The sequence below is a fragment of the Rhodococcus sp. 5G237 genome (genome assembly GCF_053764735.1).
Genome location: NZ_JBSNCD010000002.1, coordinates 451244 through 467753, shown reverse-complemented (window position 1 = coordinate 467753; position 16510 = coordinate 451244). Strand labels below are relative to the sequence as shown.

17 protein-coding genes are annotated in these 16510 nt (G+C 68.7%); 6 read left to right on the top strand and 11 right to left on the bottom strand.

Annotated features, from left to right (window positions below; genetic code table 11):
• Window positions 1-38: 38 nt before the first annotated feature.
• The 4 genes from ACWPOC_RS05550 (at window position 39) to ACWPOC_RS05535 (ending at window position 4196) form a co-directional block, all read left to right on the top strand.
• Window positions 39-1166 carry a citrate synthase 2 gene (locus tag ACWPOC_RS05550; RefSeq protein WP_230788029.1) on the top strand — a complete coding sequence of 376 codons (1128 nt, stop codon included), beginning with the start codon at window positions 39-41 and terminating at the stop codon, window positions 1164-1166.
• A 104-nt stretch (window positions 1167-1270) separates the two neighbouring features.
• Window positions 1271-2392 carry a phosphoserine transaminase gene (serC, locus tag ACWPOC_RS05545; protein ID WP_060651998.1) on the top strand — a complete coding sequence of 374 codons (1122 nt, stop codon included), beginning with the start codon at window positions 1271-1273 and terminating at the stop codon, window positions 2390-2392.
• A 221-nt stretch (window positions 2393-2613) separates the two neighbouring features.
• The gene (gene sepH, locus ACWPOC_RS05540; protein ID WP_268655216.1) at window positions 2614-3480 is read left to right on the top strand and encodes a septation protein SepH; all 867 of its coding nucleotides are present in this window, start codon (window positions 2614-2616) and stop codon (window positions 3478-3480) included.
• A 14-nt stretch (window positions 3481-3494) separates the two neighbouring features.
• A complete protein-coding gene (locus ACWPOC_RS05535) occupies window positions 3495-4196 on the top strand; it encodes a DUF6928 family protein (RefSeq protein WP_455408161.1) in 702 nt (233 codons plus the stop codon).
• A 33-nt stretch (window positions 4197-4229) separates the two neighbouring features.
• Here ACWPOC_RS05535 and ACWPOC_RS05530 read toward each other — a convergent pair whose 3' ends face one another.
• The 8 genes from ACWPOC_RS05530 to ACWPOC_RS05495 all read right to left on the bottom strand — a co-directional run bounded on the left by ACWPOC_RS05530 (window position 4230) and on the right by ACWPOC_RS05495 (window position 10979).
• Window positions 4230-5813 carry an alpha/beta hydrolase gene (locus ACWPOC_RS05530; protein ID WP_455408160.1) on the bottom strand — a complete coding sequence of 528 codons (1584 nt, stop codon included), beginning with the start codon at window positions 5811-5813 and terminating at the stop codon, window positions 4230-4232.
• A gap of 127 nt (window positions 5814-5940) precedes the next feature.
• Entirely contained in the window at window positions 5941-6366 is a 426-nt protein-coding gene (locus ACWPOC_RS05525) for a DUF7144 family membrane protein (RefSeq protein ID WP_455408159.1), read from the bottom strand.
• Between the two features lie 210 nt (window positions 6367-6576).
• Entirely contained in the window at window positions 6577-6993 is a 417-nt protein-coding gene (locus ACWPOC_RS05520) for an SHOCT domain-containing protein (protein ID WP_120281552.1), read from the bottom strand.
• 311 nt (window positions 6994-7304) lie between these two features.
• A complete protein-coding gene (locus ACWPOC_RS05515) occupies window positions 7305-7730 on the bottom strand; it encodes a DUF7144 family membrane protein (protein WP_120281551.1) in 426 nt (141 codons plus the stop codon).
• Window positions 7731-7832: 102 nt separating this feature from the next.
• Window positions 7833-8105 (bottom strand): DUF2537 domain-containing protein, encoded by a 273-nt coding sequence (locus tag ACWPOC_RS05510; RefSeq protein ID WP_120281550.1) that lies wholly within the window; start codon window positions 8103-8105, stop codon window positions 7833-7835.
• Window positions 8102-8908 carry a TrmH family RNA methyltransferase gene (locus ACWPOC_RS05505; protein WP_120281549.1) on the bottom strand — a complete coding sequence of 269 codons (807 nt, stop codon included), beginning with the start codon at window positions 8906-8908 and terminating at the stop codon, window positions 8102-8104. The genes ACWPOC_RS05510 and ACWPOC_RS05505 overlap by 4 nt, the downstream gene beginning before the upstream one ends.
• Before the next feature lie 125 nt (window positions 8909-9033).
• On the bottom strand, window positions 9034-9465 hold the full coding sequence (locus tag ACWPOC_RS05500) for an Rv0880 family HTH-type transcriptional regulator (protein ID WP_120281548.1): 432 nt from the start codon (window positions 9463-9465) through the stop codon (window positions 9034-9036).
• A 44-nt stretch (window positions 9466-9509) separates the two neighbouring features.
• A complete protein-coding gene (locus ACWPOC_RS05495; protein ID WP_120281547.1) occupies window positions 9510-10979 on the bottom strand; it encodes an NCS2 family permease in 1470 nt (489 codons plus the stop codon).
• Window positions 10980-11059: 80 nt separating this feature from the next.
• On the opposite strand from ACWPOC_RS05495, the gene ACWPOC_RS05490 reads away from it, so the two are divergent.
• Window positions 11060-11311, top strand: a complete 252-nt coding sequence (locus ACWPOC_RS05490; protein ID WP_016691319.1) for a DUF2530 domain-containing protein — start codon at window positions 11060-11062, stop codon at window positions 11309-11311.
• 39 nt (window positions 11312-11350) lie between these two features.
• Here the strand turns inward: ACWPOC_RS05490 and ACWPOC_RS05485 are convergent, their stop codons facing one another.
• Genes ACWPOC_RS05485 through ACWPOC_RS05475 form a run of 3 tightly spaced genes read right to left on the bottom strand, consistent with a single transcriptional unit; the run spans window position 11351 to window position 15562 of the window.
• Window positions 11351-11890, bottom strand: coding sequence for a phosphatase PAP2 family protein (locus tag ACWPOC_RS05485; protein ID WP_120281546.1), 540 nt, complete (start codon window positions 11888-11890; stop codon window positions 11351-11353).
• Window positions 11887-14697 carry a sacsin N-terminal ATP-binding-like domain-containing protein gene (locus tag ACWPOC_RS05480; protein ID WP_455408158.1) on the bottom strand — a complete coding sequence of 937 codons (2811 nt, stop codon included), beginning with the start codon at window positions 14695-14697 and terminating at the stop codon, window positions 11887-11889. The genes ACWPOC_RS05485 and ACWPOC_RS05480 overlap by 4 nt, the downstream gene beginning before the upstream one ends.
• Window position 14698: 1 nt before the next feature.
• Window positions 14699-15562 carry a DUF3027 domain-containing protein gene (locus ACWPOC_RS05475; RefSeq protein WP_269072356.1) on the bottom strand — a complete coding sequence of 288 codons (864 nt, stop codon included), beginning with the start codon at window positions 15560-15562 and terminating at the stop codon, window positions 14699-14701.
• Between the two features lie 84 nt (window positions 15563-15646).
• On the opposite strand from ACWPOC_RS05475, the gene ACWPOC_RS05470 reads away from it, so the two are divergent.
• Window positions 15647-16462 carry a glutaminyl-peptide cyclotransferase gene (locus ACWPOC_RS05470; protein ID WP_159416600.1) on the top strand — a complete coding sequence of 272 codons (816 nt, stop codon included), beginning with the start codon at window positions 15647-15649 and terminating at the stop codon, window positions 16460-16462.
• Window positions 16463-16510: the final 48 nt, after the last annotated feature.

The following is a 16510-nucleotide window of genomic DNA, read 5'->3' as shown; positions in this document are numbered from 1 at the left end:
GGACCGGGCCGTGCTCGAACGAGGAGAGCCCAACCGTCATGGCAGCGCGCGCGTCAGTTCCCGAGGATTTCGTCGCAGGACTCGAAGGCGTGGTCGCCTTCACGAGCGACATCGCCGAGCCCGACAAGGACGGTGGCGCGCTGCGCTATCGCGGGGTCGACATCGAAGAGCTCGTCGAGAAGGGAATCACCTTCGGCGACGTGTGGGCCCTGCTCGTCGACGGCGAGTTCGGTCGCGGTCTGCACCCGGCCGAGCCGTTCCCCCTGCCGATCCACACCGGCGACGTGCGCGTCGACGTCCAGGCCGGTCTGGCGATGCTCGCACCCATCTGGGGCTTCCGTCCGCTGCTCGACATCGACGATGCGACCGCCCGCGACAATCTCGCCCGCGCCGCGGTGATGGCCCTGTCCTATGTCGCCCAGTCCGCCCGCGGCATCTACCAGCCCGCCGTGCCGCAGCAGCGCATCGACGAGGCGAGCACCGTCACCGAGCGCTTCATGGTGCGGTGGAAGGGCGACCCGGATCCCAAGCACGTCGAGGCGATCGACGCCTACTGGGTGTCGGCGGCCGAGCACGGCATGAACGCCTCGACGTTCACCGCCCGGGTCATCGCCTCGACCGGCGCGGACGCGGCCGCCTCGCTCTCCGGCGCGGTCGGCGCGATGTCCGGCCCGCTGCACGGCGGTGCTCCCGCGCGCGTGCTGCCGATGATCGAGGAGACCGAACGCACCGGCGATCCGCGCGGCCTGGTCAAGGGCATCCTCGATCGCAAGGAGAAGCTCATGGGCTTCGGTCACCGCGTCTACCGTGCCGAGGACCCCCGCGCCCGGGTGCTTCGCAGCACCGCGAAGCGGCTCGACGCTCCCCGTTTCGAGGCTGCGGCCGCGCTCGAGCAAGCTGCCCTGGCCGAGTTGCGCGAGCGTCGTCCCGACCGGGCGATAGAGACCAACGTCGAGTTCTGGGCCGCGGTGATCCTCGATTTCGCCGAGGTCCCCGCGGCGATGATGCCCGCGATGTTCACCTGCGGTCGGACCGCCGGCTGGTGCGCCCATATCCTCGAGCAGAAGCGTCTGGGCAAGCTGGTGCGTCCCGCGGCGATCTACACCGGCCCCGATCCGCGCCCTGCCTCCGAGGTCACGGGCTGGGATTCGATCACGCATCGCTGATGCCTCTTCCTCGGCCGGGCCGACCAGCGCCCGGCCGGGGCTCCGAGGGGGCGGTCTAGACTACCTGTGCACCATGTCCCTCGACTCTTAGGACACGCATTCCGATGGCAGACGCGTCACCGATCATTCCCGCCGACCTCAAGCCCGCAGACGGCCGCTTCGGCTGCGGCCCGTCCAAGGTTCGTCCCGAGCAGCTGCAGTCGCTGGTCGACGTCGGCGCTTCGGTGTTCGGCACCAGCCACCGGCAGAAGCCGGTCAAGGACGTCGTCGCCCGTGTCCGCTCGGGTCTGCGCGACCTGTTCTCCCTGCCCGAGGGCTACGAGGTCGTCCTCGGCAACGGTGGCACCACCGCTTTCTGGGACGCCGCGGCCTTCGGTCTGATCCGGGAGCGTTCGCAGCACTTCACCTACGGCGAGTTCTCGTCGAAGTTCGCGACGGTCGCGAAGAAGAACCCGTTCATCGGCGACCCGATCGTCGTGGGTTCGGAGCCGGGCTCGGCTCCGGAGATCGTCGCCGACGCGTCGGCCGATCTCATCGGCTGGGCGCACAACGAGACCTCGACGGGTGTCGCGGTCCCCGTGCAGCGTCCTGCCGGTTCCGATAACGCCCTGATCGCGATCGACGCGACCTCGGGTGCCGGTGGCCTGCCGGTGAACATCTCCGACGTCGACGTGTACTACTTCGCCCCGCAGAAGAGCTTCGCCGCCGACGGCGGCCTGTGGATCGCGCTGATGAGCCCGGCCGCGCTCGAGCGTGTCGCCGAGATCAAGGAGTCGGGTCGCTTCACCCCCGAGTTCCTGTCGTTGCCGATCGCCGTCGACAACAGCAGCAAGGACCAGACCTACAACACCCCGGCGCTGGCCACCCTGCTGATGTTCGCCAACCAGATCGAGTGGCTCAACGGCAACGGCGGCCTCGACTGGGCCGTCGCGCGCACGAAGGATTCGTCCTCACGCCTGTACGAGTGGGCCGAGGCCTCCGAGTATGCGACGCCGTTCGTCGCCGATCCGTCGCTGCGTTCGCAGGTCGTCGGCACCGTCGACTTCGCCGACTCCGTCGATGCGGCGCAGGTCGCGAAGATCCTGCGGGCCAACGGCATCGTCGACACCGAGCCGTACCGCAAGCTCGGCCGCAACCAGCTGCGCATCGGCATGTTCCCGGCCATCGACCCCGAGGACGTCACGCAGCTGACCAAGAGCATCGACTGGGTCGTCTCCCAGCTCTGAGCACGCCGCACAGCGGGGCCGGGTCCGATGTCGGATCCGGCCCCGTTGTTCGTCATAGTCTCGACCTCGCATCGAGACATTTCGGCGAACCCTGGACGATAACGCGCCGCGGCGGATTTCTTGCGATGTCGCTCGGCGTGGCGCGGCGTGTCCGGCCACGAAAAATATCCAGGTCGGTTACAGTCGGGCGGGTCAATCGCGATCGGCGCGAGGAGGTCAAGGTGCGAGAGCTTCGAGTGGTCGGCCTCGAGCCCGATGCTAAGCATGTGGTGCTCGCCGATCCCACGACGGGGGACAAGTTCCGCATTCCCGTCGACGACACCCTGCGCGCGGCCGCTCGCGGTGATCTGGCCCGTCTCGGCCAGATCCAGATCGAGACGACCAGCCAGCTCCGTCCTCGCGAGATCCAGGCCCGCATCCGCGGCGGCGCCTCGGTCGAGCAGGTGGCCGACGAGGCCGGGATCCCGGTCGCCAAGGTCGAACGGTTCGCCTATCCCGTCCTGCTCGAGCGGTCCCGGGCGGCCGACATGGCCAAGAAGGGGCATCCCGTCCGCCCCGACGGCCCCGCCGTCGAGACCCTCCACGAGATCGTCACGCAGGCCTTCCGCGCTCGCGGACACAGCCTCGACGAGGCCGAGTGGGACGCCTGGCGCGACGACGAGGGCTTCTGGGTCGCACAGCTGCGGTGGCACGCCGGTCGCTCCACGAACCGCGCCCACTGGCGCTACCAGCCCGATGCTCACGGCGGCACGATCACCGCGCTCGACGACATCGCCGCCGATCTTGTCGATCCCGACTGCGGTCGTCCCCTGCGCTACCTGACCCCGGTCTACTCGGCGCGCGACGTCGACGATTCCACCGAGGCGGAGAACGCCGAGCGGCACGCCCCGATCACGCTGGAGGCTCCCGCCGCCGACGAACCGGCGCCCGAGCCGGTCGCCGACGAGGAGACCGCCGCCGTCACGGTGCCCGACGACACCGACGCATCACGCGCGGCGCAGGCTCCCGCGAAGGACAAGCGCGGTAAGCCCGCGCTGCCCTCGTGGGACGACGTGCTGCTCGGTGTGCGCAGTAACGGGCGCGTCTGAGGAAGTCGTCGACGATGTCGGCGACGGTGTCGACGCTCTGGTACGTCGACGCACCCGATCCCGCAACGGTCCTGCGCGAATTCTCCCCGGATCGCGATGCGGCACAAGCACTTCTGTCACGCCTGTTCCCGGATCTCCAGGTCGATCCCGGCGCGCGGGTTCCGCTGACCGACGCCGGGGATACCAGCGAGGACGACGGCGTCGAACGATTCTGGATCGGTAGTTATCCCGGCGTGACGGTGGTGTCGAGTCGCCGGTTCGCGCTGCGCCACCCCTCGGAGCTACCCGCGATGTGGTTGCGCACGCCCGCCGCCGAACGCACGTGCCTGCTGACCTCCGATCCGGCCGGCGCGTGGGGATCGTTCGCCGTGTGGGAGTGCGGCACGCTGCGCCGCAGCTTCGGGGCGAACACCGTCGAGTTCTTCGAGGACCAGGGACTCCCGTTCGTGTGGGAGCGCCCGTTCTGGGCGGGTGAGCATCCGCTCCGCTGGCCGCCGAACGTGCCCCCTCCCCCGGAGTCGCTGCCCTTCCATCCCCGCAAGCTCGTCGAGGAGGCGCACGGGGCCTGGCTCGGGTTCCGTTACGTCGGGCGTCGCGACGACGAACTCGACCCGCGGGACATCGAGACGTGGAGTTTCACGCTGCGCACCCCCGTCCCGCAGATCTCCGTCCCCGCACCGAAGACCTCCTGGTGGCGGCGCCTCGCCGCGCACTGACGTGCCATCGAGCGACGCTCCCGGTCGTACTCGTCACTCCTCTGCTCCGACAATGGATTTCACCTCGTCGATGTCGTCGGGTGTGATCTCCGGGGATTGCAGGACGACAGCCCAGGCGTCGACGTACTCGGTGCTGTACTTGTGGCCGTGCCCGGCCGGGACACCCGTGGAGAAGGGCAGATCGGCCGTGACCTGCCAGAAGGTCACGAACGGGATCCACACCATGTCCTCGAGCACGTCGCGGCCGGGGGCTTCGCCGATCCAGTCCGGCTCACTCGTGATCAGGCGCGGACTCCACCAGACGATCGGGTCCGACGGGTGCATCAGATACAGCACCCGACTCCCCTCCCACGGCTCGCCCGTCGGCGGGATCTCCGCCTGTGGGTCGTTCGTGAACCGCACCGTGCGGCCGTCCCGGAAGACCGGTTCGATCTCGGGGCTGCCGGCCTCCCGGCGATCGCTGAACTCCCGGAAGAGGACGTTGAAGTTCGGAGGTCCGGCGAAGACCGTGCCCGACGTGCGATTGCGCAGGTCGTACTCGCCGCTGAAGGCGGTCTCCCCGCCGAACGAACCGAGGCTCTCCCCAGCCACGAGCAGTCGGGGGCGGGCGTCCTGGGGAAGCTTCGACCAGACGTCGTACACCGCGTCGAACAGGTCGCGTCCGGCTTCCCGCGCCTTCGATTGGTCGACGAGATAGGAGATCCACGAGGGCAGATAGGAGTACTGGATCGCGACCGTCGCGACGTCGCCGCCGGTGAGGTACTCGACGGAGTCCACCAGAGCCGGGTCCACCCAGCCGCTCCCCGTCGTCGTCACGACGACCAGGTTGCTCCGCTCGAATCCTCCTGCCCGGGTGAGGTCCTCGACAGCGAGGGACGCGCGATCCTCGGTGTCGTCCGCCGATGCCAGGCCGGCGTAGATCCGGATCGGTTCGAGGGCAGGACCTTCGGTGAACTCACCGAGTTGTTCGGTGGTCGGCCCCTGCCCGACGAAGATCCGCCCCTGCCACCCGAGAGAATCCCACGGAACGACCGAATCCGGTCCACCGGAGCGGAGTGCGGTCGTCGGTTGCTGCACACCTTCCTCGGTTCTCGTGTCCCGCACCGAGAACGCCGCGTTGGCGGCGTCGATGAAGCCGGCGAGGAGCACTCCGGAGACGATCGCATACACGAGTCCCGCGACGAGAACCCACCCCACGACGTTCGCGGCCCGCTGCCCGATCCACCGGTCGAGTGTCCGTGCCGCCCAGTGGTACAGGGCGCGGATACCACGTCCGATCGCCAGCAGCACAGCGAGCATCGCGACCGCGACGAGCGGGGAGAGAACCGCAAGTGCCAGGTTGTACTCGGAAACCCCCATCAGAGTACGGATCTCGTGCTGCCAGTACTGACCGAGCCCGAAGAAGACCGCGAAGAGGACCACCCCGCAGACGCCGAAGATCCACCACGACGCAGTCTTGGGAGACCGAGGAGGCCGGTCGGCGAAGGCGCGCCACACGAACGCGAGGAGCACGCCGAGGCCGTATCCGATCGCGGCAGTGATCCCGCAGATCATCCCCTGCAGGATCCCGCCGCGCGGAAGCAACGACGGGGTGAACGACAGGCACGCGAAAAGCACTGCACCCCAACACCCGGGAAGTGTGAGGTGCAGTGCCCACCGCCGTGTCCGCGATCGGGGAACATCGGTCGCGACGTTCGCGCCCGGATCACCCCGGACGCTGCGGCCGTTTTCTTGCACGGTCGCGTCAGTAGTAGTCGGCGCGTGGCTGCCAGGTCGAGATCGCCCAGATCACGACCGCGTCCAACGCGATGATCAGGATCGACCACCACGGGTAGTACGGCAACCACAGGAAGTTCGCGATGATCGACAACGCGGCGATGATGATGGCCGTGACGCGAGCCCACGTGGCGCCGCTCATCAACGCGAGACCGGCGACCAGCATCACGACACCGAGGACGATGTGGATCCATCCCCACGTGGTGAAGTCGAACTTGAACGTGTATTCCACGCCCCGCACGAAGACTTCGTCCTCGGCCACCGCAGCGATGCCCTGGAAGATCTGGACGATGCCGACGGTTGCCAGGATGATCGCTGCTCCGATCGAGGTGCCTGCGGCGATGCCCTGTTTGACACTGACCCCGCCCCGGTCGGGGCGTACATCCTGTGACATGACAATCCTCTCGTGTACGAAGAAGACATCGACCGTGCGCCGATCCTCGCGAGGAGCGGTCACGGTCCGATTCTCAGGAACAAGGGTGCCTGCGGGTTATGCTGCCACCCTTACACTTTCAACCGCAGGCTCCTCGACGCGACGAGGCGTCGAACGCACGAGCCGACCACGGGAGGACACCGTCCGCAGCGCCCTCCCCGCGACGACGATTCACGCGATGGGCACGCCGTCACGTCCGGGCGCGACGGTGCCGAGGGCCTGTGCCTTGAGGTGTTCGAACTCCGCGGGCGTGATCGCCCCGGAGTCGAGCAGGGCTTTGGCGTCGGCGATCTGCTGAGCCGGGGATTTCCCGGCTGCCACGGTGCGAATGTATTCGTCGGTGGCCTGCTTCGCCTCGGCCTGGGCCTGTTGTGCCCGCAGAGCCATTCCCCGACCGCGAACGATCAGGTAGACCAGCGCTGTCAGGTACGGAAGGAGCACCAGACCGATGACCCACACCGCTTTGACCCAACCGGATACGGAATGATCCCGGAAGAGGTCGACGATGATTTGGAACAGGACGATCAGGTATGCCACGAAGGCGAATACGACGACGGTGTACCACACGTAGTCCCAGAATGAATCCATAGCCGAACCTCCTCGGCCGAACCGATGGCGGGACGATGCCCCGTGAAACCACCGGAGAATGAAGATCTCGAATCCTGCTTCCCCCTGCAGTGTGCCGCTACGGCACTGCCACTACTCGCGGCCCCCGGTCCACTCATCGATACCGGTGTCGAATCGTGACGACTGTCCGATTCGGGCTTCGGCAGGTCCATCTTCAGTCATGACGACCTCCGTCCCTCTGATCGGGAGGGCCGGATATACCATACGCCCGTTCATGGGTGGAGGACATCAGTTTGCGCAATCGGCGCGATTCAGTATCGCGCTCGAGTCGGTCAGGAGTACACGGCGCGGGGGTTCCAGGTCGCGATCGCCCAGATGACCACTACATCGAGGGCGATGATCGCAAGCGCCCACCCCGGGTAGTAGGGAAGCCACATGAAGTTCACCAGGATCGACAGCGCGGCGATGACCATCGCGGACACCCGCGCCCATGTCGCCCCGGAGATCAACGCTATGCCCACGATCACCATCACGACACCGACAACGATGTGGACCCACCCCCACGTGGTGAGATCGAACGTGAACAGATACTCCTGGCCGGCGACGAAGACTTCGTCCTCAGCGACCGCAGCAATTCCCTGCAACAGTTGCAGAGCACCGATCAAGGTCATGATGATCGCGGCACCGACCGACGTTCCCGCGGCCAGACCCTGCTTGACCGACATTTCCTCCCGCTCGGCATGCACATTGTGAGACATGATGCTCCTTCCGGATGACCCGACATCTCGAGTGTGCGCTTCGTCGGAATTCTTCAATGGAGGTTGGGGATTTTCCCCGCCGGCAATCACACCCGGAAACGGTCAGGACACGAGCAGCGCGAGCCAGCCGAACGGTACACCGGCCACGAAACCGGCGGCGAGCCAGCGCAGTACCTGCACCTGAAGCCACGACCACACGGTCGGCGCGACTCCCGCGACCGTCACGACATTGACGACGACGGCGAGGGCCGGATGGATCCGGCCGAGCACCTGCCCGCAGGCGACGACGGTGATGACGGTGGCGACGAAGGAGAATGCCGTCAGCGTGAGCCCCGTCGCCCAGGGGGTGGGCGCGGGGCCGCGAGCCTGGCTCATCGCGGGAGCCGCACCCGCTCGTAGAACGCCATCGCCGCAGCGGTGGCCACGTTCAGCGAATCCGTGCCGGGAGCCATGGGAATCCGGGCACGCACGTCGGTCGCCCGCATCGCATGCTCGGTCAGGCCCGGTCCCTCGGCGCCGAGCAACAGTGCGACCTTCTCCCCCGTCATCGCTTCGGCGAGCGGGATCGCCCGCGGGTCCGGGGTCAGCGAGATCAGTTGAAAGCCTCTGCTGCGCAACAGATCCAGGTCGTACGGCCACCGGTCGACGTGCGCGAAGGGGACACGGAGGACGTGCCCCATCGACACGCGCACCGCACGCCGGTACAGAGGGTCGGCGCATCCCTTCCCGAAGAGCACACCGTCGACGCCGAGCCCGGCCGCGTTGCGGAACATCGAGCCGATGTTCTCGTGGTCGTTGACCCCTTCGAGCACCGCGACCGTGGTCGCCTTGTCGAGGACGTCGTCGAGCGACAGCGGTTCGGGCCGGTGCGCGACGGCGAGCACCCCGCGGTTGAGGTGGAAGCCGACGACCTCCGCCATGGTCGCCGCATCGGTGCGGTAGAACGGCACATCGACGTCGCGCAGGTCGTCGGCGAGTTCGTCCAGCCGCCGACCCACGCCGAGCAGGCTCGTCGCAGCGAACCGGGAGTCGAGCATGCGCTGGACCACCAGCACACCCTCCGCGATCACCAGGCCCTTGCCACCGGGAAGGTCGGGCCGACGGTCCGCGGAGTTGAGATCGCGGAAGTCGTCCACCCGGGGGTCGGAAGGATCGTCGATGTCGATGACGTGAACCACCGGGTCATTCTCCCAGCGGCCCCGCACCCTCCCGCACCGGGTCGGTCGTCGCGACCGCGGTGCAGCGCGGTCAGTCGTCATCGACCGCAGTGCAGCGCGGTCAGTCGTCATCGACCGCGGTGCGGTCAGTCGTCTTCCGCGACGAGCGCCGTGAGGATTCCGACGGCGTCGCGCAGCGTGGCGAGCGAGTCCGGATCGAGCTTGTCGAGCCGTTCGGTCAGCCACACTTCGCGTGCCTGCGCCTCGTCGGCGAGCAGCTCGCTCCCGGCTTCGGACAGCGTCACGATGATCTGCCGTCCGTCCGTCGGGTGCGGTGTCCGCTCGACGAGACCGAGTTCGTGCAGAGAGGCGATGACCCTGGTCATCGAGGGTGGTTGGACGCGTTCGCGCGCTGCCAGTGCCCCCGGGGTCATCGCACCCTCCTGCGCAAGGGTGGCCATCGCCGAGATCTGGGTCAGAGAAACTCGGGAATCGGTGCGTCTCCCCCGCAAATGACGCGTCAGACGCACAACGGCGAGTGAGAGGTCACCGGCGAGTGCGCGTGTATCCGAGATCATGGCGTGCAGAATACGTCACATCGCCCGAAACACGCGTCGGCCGTCTAGGTGAGCAGTTCGGTGATCGGATCGACAGCGAAGTACATGGCGAACAGCACCGCGACGATCCACATCAGCGGGTGGATCGTGCGGACCTTGCCACTGGCCGCGTGCAAGATCACCCAGGTGATGAAGCCGACGCCGATGCCGTTGGCGATCGAGTAGGTGAACGGCATGACCATGATGGTCAGGAAGGCCGGCAGCGCCACAGCGAACACCGAGAAGTCGATGTCGCGGACCTGACCGATCATCAGGGCACCGACCACGACAAGAGCCGGAGCGGCTGCCTCGATGGGGACCACCTCGTACAGCGGGGTCAGGAACATCGCGAGGAGGAACATCACGCCGGTGACCACGTTGGCCAGGCCGGTGCGGGCTCCTTCCGCGATACCCGAGGCCGATTCGACGAACACCGTGTTGGACGAGGCGGAAGCGCCACCACCGACGATGGCGCCGGTGCCCTCGACGACGAGGGCCTTGCCGATGCCGGGGAGGGTGCCGTTCTTGTCGGCCAGGCCGGCTTCCTTGCCGAGGCCGGTCATGGTGCCCATGGCGTCGAAGAAGTTCGCGAGGACGAGCGTGAACACGAGCAGGGTCGCGGCGATCACGCCGATGCGGGTGAACGCGCCGAACAGGTCGACGTTGCCGACGAGGCTCAGGTTCGGGATGCCGAAGAAGGAGTCGGGGGCCTCGGGGGTGCTGAGGTTCCAGCCCTTGGGATTGGTGCCCAGCGACGGGCCGACGTCGGCGATGGCCTCGATGATCATCGACAGGATCGTCGTGGCGACGATGCCGATCAACAGGCCGCCGCGCACCTTGCGTGCGACGAGCACACCCATGAGCAGCACACCGACGACGAAGACGAAGGTCGGCCACGACGCGATCGAGCCGTCGATACCCAGGCCGACGGGCACAGTGGTGCCCGCGGCGTCGGGGATGCGACGGACGAAGCCGGCGTCGACGAGTCCGATCATGGCGATGAAGGCGCCGATGCCGGCGGCGATCGCGGCCTTGAGTTCTGCCGGGATCGCGTTGAAGACCGCGGTGCGGAAGCCGGTCAGGGCCAGCACGACGATGATGATGCCGTCGATGACCACCAGACCCATCGCTTCGGGCCAGGTGACCTGCGGCGCGATGGTCACCGCGAGCAGGCTGTTGATGCCGAGGCCGGCGGCGATGGCGAACGGATAGTTGGCGACCACACCGAAGACGATGCTCATGAAGCCGGCGACCAGCGCGGTGACGGCGGCGACCTGGTTGATGGGCAGGATGTTGCCCATCACGTCGATCTTCGCGCTCGCGTCGTCGGCGGAGAAGCTTCCGAGGATCAGCGGGTTGAGGACCACGATGTACGACATCGCGAAGAACGTGACGATGCCGCCACGCACCTCCCGGGACACGGTGGAACCGCGTTCGGTGATCTTGAAATAGGTGTCCAGAAAGGACGTTCGCTTGGAGTCGGTGCCTACGGCCATGTCCACAAATCCGCTCGTCGAGTACGGGGCGTCGCAACGGGAACCGATTATTGCAGCGCGAAGGAACTAATCTGCAAACCGTGGAACCCGCCCAGCTCGTCGCAGCCCGCATCCGACGCCTCGCCGACCCTCGCCCCGCGCTTGCCGTGGGAACCGGTCTGTGGGTGGTGGCGACCGTCGTCGTGGCGGTGGTGGGCGGCGAACTCCGGGACGATGTGCTTCCGGTCTGCGTGGCGGGAATCGTGGTGGGGCTGCTGGGAACTGCGCTCTTCCTGCTGCAGCGTCGTGCCGCTCGACGGGGCGACCGGGGTGCCCAGGTGGGGTTGGACTGACCCTCACCCACGGCCGTGCGCGACACGCCCGCAGCGGTGTCAGCGACGGATCCGCACCCGAGTGATCAACCACACCCACAGCAGGGCCCATGTGATCCCGAAGATCCAGCCTGCGACGACATCGGTGAACCAGTGCGCCGCGAGGTAGACGCGGGAGAGCCCGATCACGACGGTGTAGGCGGCGAGCGCGATCGTCGCGGCGGTCCGGCGGCGATCGCCGCGCGGCCACGTGCGCACGGCGACCGCGACGAGCACCGTCGCCAGAACGGCGCTGGTCATCGCGTGTCCGGACGGGAACGATTCGGTGTGCAGGGCCAGCAGCCGTTCGGGTTCCGGTGGCCGGACACGGCCGAACAGATTCTTGAGCAACACCATCACCGGCCAGCCCGTGAGGACCGCTCCGGCGACGAGGACGGCGTCGGACAGACGATCGGCCCGCACCAGCAGCAGCGTCGTCACCGCGGCGATCAGGCTCGTCGCGACTCCCCCGCCCGTGTGGGTGAGTGCGGTCACCGCGGTGGTCAGCCCGGGCTCGCGGAGCGACACCATCCAGTCGAGCACCGCGGTATCGAGCGTCACGGTTCGGTTCTCACGTCCGGAGCCGTGAGCGCGGTGAGTGCCGCGGCCAGGCCGATCGGTGTGCTGTGGACGGTGCCGGCCGCGTCGACCCACCACGGGACCTCGACCTCACCCGTCAGGGCTCCTGAGCAGCGGACGACGAGTCGGTCGTGCAGCGCGAGCACCCCGCGCGGAAGCGGCACCCCGGCGACGATTCCGGCCAGGACCGCGGCCGGTTCGCGCTCCCACGTCGAACTCCTCCCCTGCTCGACGGGTTCGGCGTCGACCACCGCGGACGCCACGGCGATGTCGAGCACGTCCGCGAGCGCGTGGGCGGTTCTCCGGCCACCCGTGACGAGGCGGTCGTGCGGGATCGCGGCCGCGAACCACGGACGGTCGGGTACGAGAGCGTCGGCTGCGTCGACGACGACACCCGACAGGCTGCGCACCCCGTCGGGCAGGGTCACCGACTCGGGGTCGAGACCACCCGACGAGAAGGCCGCGGCGAGCGCGTCGTGCGCGGCGACGATCGCGGCCGGTCCCGGCGACCTGCTGTCGTCCGCGAGCCGGTCGAGCAGTGTCTGTGCCAGTTCGATGTCGTCGATCCGCGTTCCGGCGAGGGCGCCGCGGAAGGCCGACGCGTCGGGATGGGTGCAGGGGTCGAGCAGCCCTTCGAAGAGGGTGTCGTCGGCGAACCGGTAGTGCCCCAGAGGCCGGCCGTCGAGCGACGCGCGGGTGCGCAGGTACCACGCCGTGTATCCGGCGGGGTCGGTGATCGCTTCGGCCGTCGCGGGTTCGGCAGCCAGCAGGGTCAACGCCCGCGACCAGCGGCGATCGTCGACGAGATCGAGGTCGCGCACGGCGACGAGCACCTCGGGATCGTCGTCGAGCCGCTCCCACCACAGGTGCTCGTCGGGTAGGTCGTGGTCGGGACCGGTCGGCAGTTCCGCACGCAGGACCGTGAAACCCCAGCCCACACCGATCGCCCGCAGGGCTTCGGCCCCGTACCGGTCGACGACGGACGGGTCGACGGTGCCGAAGGGTGCGTCCTCGACCAGCACTTCCGCGAGCGGTGCACCGGGAAGCAGGAGTTCGTCGGCGGGGACGAGATCGCCGTGGATGTCGGGCAGCAGCAGCGCCCCGAGTTCACGGGGCACGGCCGCGGGCGACACGAGCGGCACCAATCGCAGCACGACGTCGGCGAGCTCACCGGCCGGGAGGTCGCCGTCCGGGTCGAGGTCGTCGGGATCGGTGTCCTCGACGGCCGCGACGAGCGCCGGGTCGGCGAGCAGGTCCTCGACCGTCACGGTGCCGGCTCCGAGCCGGGCGAGCAGCGGATGCGCGGCGTCGGGATGGACGAGGCGCACCCACGGCATCGACAGCGGACCGAGATCCTGCAGTTGCGTTGCGAGAACGGCCGTGCGCGGGCCGGTGACGGTCCGTCCGTCCGACAGCGGAACCGGCAGGGATGCGAGTTCCTCGGCCGCGACCGCGTCGACGACGAGCGGAGTGAGCGCCTCGTACAAGCGGTTCCACCACTTCGGCTCGCGTTCGTGCCCGGAGAGCAGTTCGGCCAGTCGCGCGAGACCGAGCCGATGCACGCCGGCGGCGGACAGCGCGGACGCATGTCGCGGCCCGCACAGCTCGGGGATCACGAGCCCCGGGACGACCTCGCCGAGGACGTCGGCGAGCTCGTCGGTGAGCCCGGGAAGTGCGACAGCCCGGTCGGGCACCAGATCGGCGCTGCGGTCGGCGGCGGGAAGCCACGCGCCGGCGGCCAACTCGTCGAGGATCGCTTCGCGGATGCGTCCGTCGACCTCGCTGCGCGCGAAACCCGGCAGGGGCACGAGGTCGAGTCGCTGCTCGGCGGGCAGAGCCGCAACGAACCGCGCGTATCCGCGGGCGACGTTCTCGACGTGGGCGCCGGGAAGCACGCGCCGCCGATCGGGTTGCATGGCGACGTCGGCGACGACGATCGCAGGGAGCGACAGCTCCTCGTCCGAGCGGGTGGGGGCACGCAGGACATCGCTGCGGATCGGGTCGACCCGCCCGTCGACGACGGGCACCAGCCATCGCGCCGACGCTCCGGTGAACTCCCACCAGGTGCGATCGCCGATCCGCACCTCCCACAGACCGTTGTCGAGTTCGCGCCGGTGACGGGTGAATTCGTCGTCGGTGACGACGAGGGTGTGGAGGCCAGGGAGTTCGAGCAGGAGCTCGTGGGCCTCGAAACGGAAGGCGTCGAGTAGCGCAGCCGGGTCCACACCGGGGCGCAGGGTCAGCACGACCTCGGTGTCGCTGCCGGTCGCCGGCGGTGTCTCCGTCGGCCACACGAGGCGCAACGCCGGGACACCGGACTCCGGCTCGGGCAGGTTCCGCTCGGCGAGCACCGCGCGGGTGCGCTCGGCCGAGAAGTGGAGCGAACCGGTGCGCGAACGCACCTCGATGTCGTCGGAGACCGACAGCACCGCCGTGAAGCCGACACCGAACCGCCCCACGGTGGATCCGGCGCCGGTCTTGTTCGACGAACGCAATGCGGTCAGCGCGTGGACACCGCCCTCGTCGAGCGGCTCACCGATGTTCGCGACGTGGAGACGGCCGTCGGCGAACCAGACCCGCAGCTCACCCGGTACACCGGCACGCGCAGCGGCGTCGGCGGCGTTCTGGGCGAGCTCGGTCAGCACGCGGTCGCGGTACCCCGCGCGGACGTGGTCGGCCTCGGTGGCCGCGTCCTCCCGGAGACGGGTGGGCGACGACGACCAGGCCGCGATGATCCCTTCGCGTAACGCCGCGGTCCCGAACGGATCCGCGGGGTCCGGCCGGGTCACGTCAGTCGGTCTGTTCCGGCTCGGACGGGGACGACTCGACAGCAGGCTCGTCCGTGGACTCTGCAGGCGCAGGGGTGGCCGGTCCGAGCTCGACGACCTCCACTGCCGAATCGTCGAACGCCTCGTAGATCGGCGAACCGGCGCCGGTGGGCAGGCTCGTGTCGGAATGCGCGCCGCATCCGTACTCGGCGTGCACGACGTGACCGTCGGCGGCGAACTCGTTGCCGCAGACGCCGAAGGCCGCACGCAGCGATCCGGCGAGCGGAAGATAGAAACCGCACAGGCGGCACGAGGAGGGCGCGGCCTTCGCCATCTCCGAGTCGGGGCCGTAGTCGCTGTCGAACCAGCGCTGCGCTGCCTCGAGGCGACCCTCCAGGCTCATGACCTGCTTGCGGCCCAGCCCGATCTCCAGGGCGGTCTCGTCGACCTCGGGATCGCCGGACTGCATGTAGCCGGGAACCAGCCGCACGTCGTCGGGAGCGGGAGCCAGCAGGTCGCCGGGACCCAGATCGCCGGGACGGATCCGCTCGCTCCACGGCACCCACTCGGGTGCGACGAGCGCGTCGGGACCGGGCAGGAGCACGAGTTCGCTCACCGTCACGCGATCCGAATCCGGGGCGGCGGCCACGACGACCGCCCACTGCCAACCGCGGTAGCCCGGCAGCTCCGAGGCGAAACGATGGGTGGCCGAGCACTCGTCCTCGCGCGTCACGCCCAGATAGGCGCCGACTCCACCGTCCCCGAGTTCGTCGAGTGCGGCCCGAGCGAGGTCGACGGCGTCGGCGAGCACGGAACGCACCGCCGGATCGACCACGGGGTTCGTTCCTCGGGAAGTGGAAGCAGAGGCAACACTCACGGCCTCCATTCTGCCTGACCTGTCTGCTCCGGCGCCTGCGGGTCGCGGAAGGTCGTACAGGCACCGCTCACGCGCGAGGTGCAGGATGGGCGCGTGCCTCGTCTTCTCCTCTCGGCCGCGGTCGCGACGGTCGTCTGCGTCACCACCGCCGGATGCGGCGACGATCTCGTCGCCGAACCCGGTCCACCCGCCACCGAACTCGGTGTGGAGGTCGTCGCCACGCACCCCCACGATCCGGAAGCGTTCACCCAGGGCCTCGAGATCGACGAAGGCGAGCTGCTCGAAGGTACCGGCCGGGCCGGGCGCTCGTGGGTGTCGGCCCGGGAGGTCGACCTCGACGGCGGGACCGTCACCCTCGCCGAGACCGAGCGCACCCGCGAACCCGTCCTCGACGATCTTTTCGGTGAGGGCATCACCGTGGTCGGCGACGAGTTGTGGCAACTGACCTGGAAGGACGGCACGGCCGTCGTCCGCGATCGCGACACCCTGCTCGAGAAGCGCCGGGTCGACTACGACGGCGAGGGCTGGGGGCTGTGCGCGCAACCCGACCGTCTGGTGATGAGCGACGGCTCGGCCGAGCTGATCTTCCGCGACCCCGCCACCTTCGACGAAGTCGGACGCGTCACCGTGCACCGGGACGGACGTGCCGTGTCGAAGCTCAACGAACTCGAGTGCACCGAGGACGGCAGGGTCTGGGCGAACGTGTGGCAGACGGACGAGATCGTGCTGATCGACCCGGCCTCGGGCCGGGTGGAGGCCCGGGTCGACGCGGCTCCGCTGCGCGATCGGCTGCCCGAGGGGGCCGATGTGGATGTCCTCAACGGCATCGCACACATCCCCGGGACCGATCGGTTCCTGGTGACGGGCAAGTACTGGCCGACGCTGTTCGAAGTGCGTTTCGTGGAGTGATCCGGGTGGCATACCGGTCGCGACACGCGTCACTCGGGCCACGTGCCG

What these genes read in the sequence shown, in the direction of transcription:
- serC (WP_060651998.1), top strand. Translation starts at nt 1,271, where the DNA reads ATGGCAGACGCGTCACCGATCATTCCCGCCGACCTCAAGCCCGCAGAC.
- ACWPOC_RS05475 (WP_269072356.1), bottom strand. Translation starts at nt 15,562, where the DNA reads ATGGAGGCCGTGAGTGTTGCCTCTGCTTCCACTTCCCGAGGAACGAAC.
- ACWPOC_RS05550 (WP_230788029.1), top strand. Translation starts at nt 39, where the DNA reads ATGGCAGCGCGCGCGTCAGTTCCCGAGGATTTCGTCGCAGGACTCGAA.
- ACWPOC_RS05525 (WP_455408159.1), bottom strand. Translation starts at nt 6,366, where the DNA reads ATGTCACAGGATGTACGCCCCGACCGGGGCGGGGTCAGTGTCAAACAG.
- ACWPOC_RS05495 (WP_120281547.1), bottom strand. Translation starts at nt 10,979, where the DNA reads ATGGCCGTAGGCACCGACTCCAAGCGAACGTCCTTTCTGGACACCTAT.
- ACWPOC_RS05500 (WP_120281548.1), bottom strand. Translation starts at nt 9,465, where the DNA reads ATGATCTCGGATACACGCGCACTCGCCGGTGACCTCTCACTCGCCGTT.
- ACWPOC_RS05515 (WP_120281551.1), bottom strand. Translation starts at nt 7,730, where the DNA reads ATGTCTCACAATGTGCATGCCGAGCGGGAGGAAATGTCGGTCAAGCAG.
- ACWPOC_RS05535 (WP_455408161.1), top strand. Translation starts at nt 3,495, where the DNA reads ATGTCGGCGACGGTGTCGACGCTCTGGTACGTCGACGCACCCGATCCC.
- ACWPOC_RS05520 (WP_120281552.1), bottom strand. Translation starts at nt 6,993, where the DNA reads ATGGATTCATTCTGGGACTACGTGTGGTACACCGTCGTCGTATTCGCC.
- ACWPOC_RS05510 (WP_120281550.1), bottom strand. Translation starts at nt 8,105, where the DNA reads ATGAGCCAGGCTCGCGGCCCCGCGCCCACCCCCTGGGCGACGGGGCTC.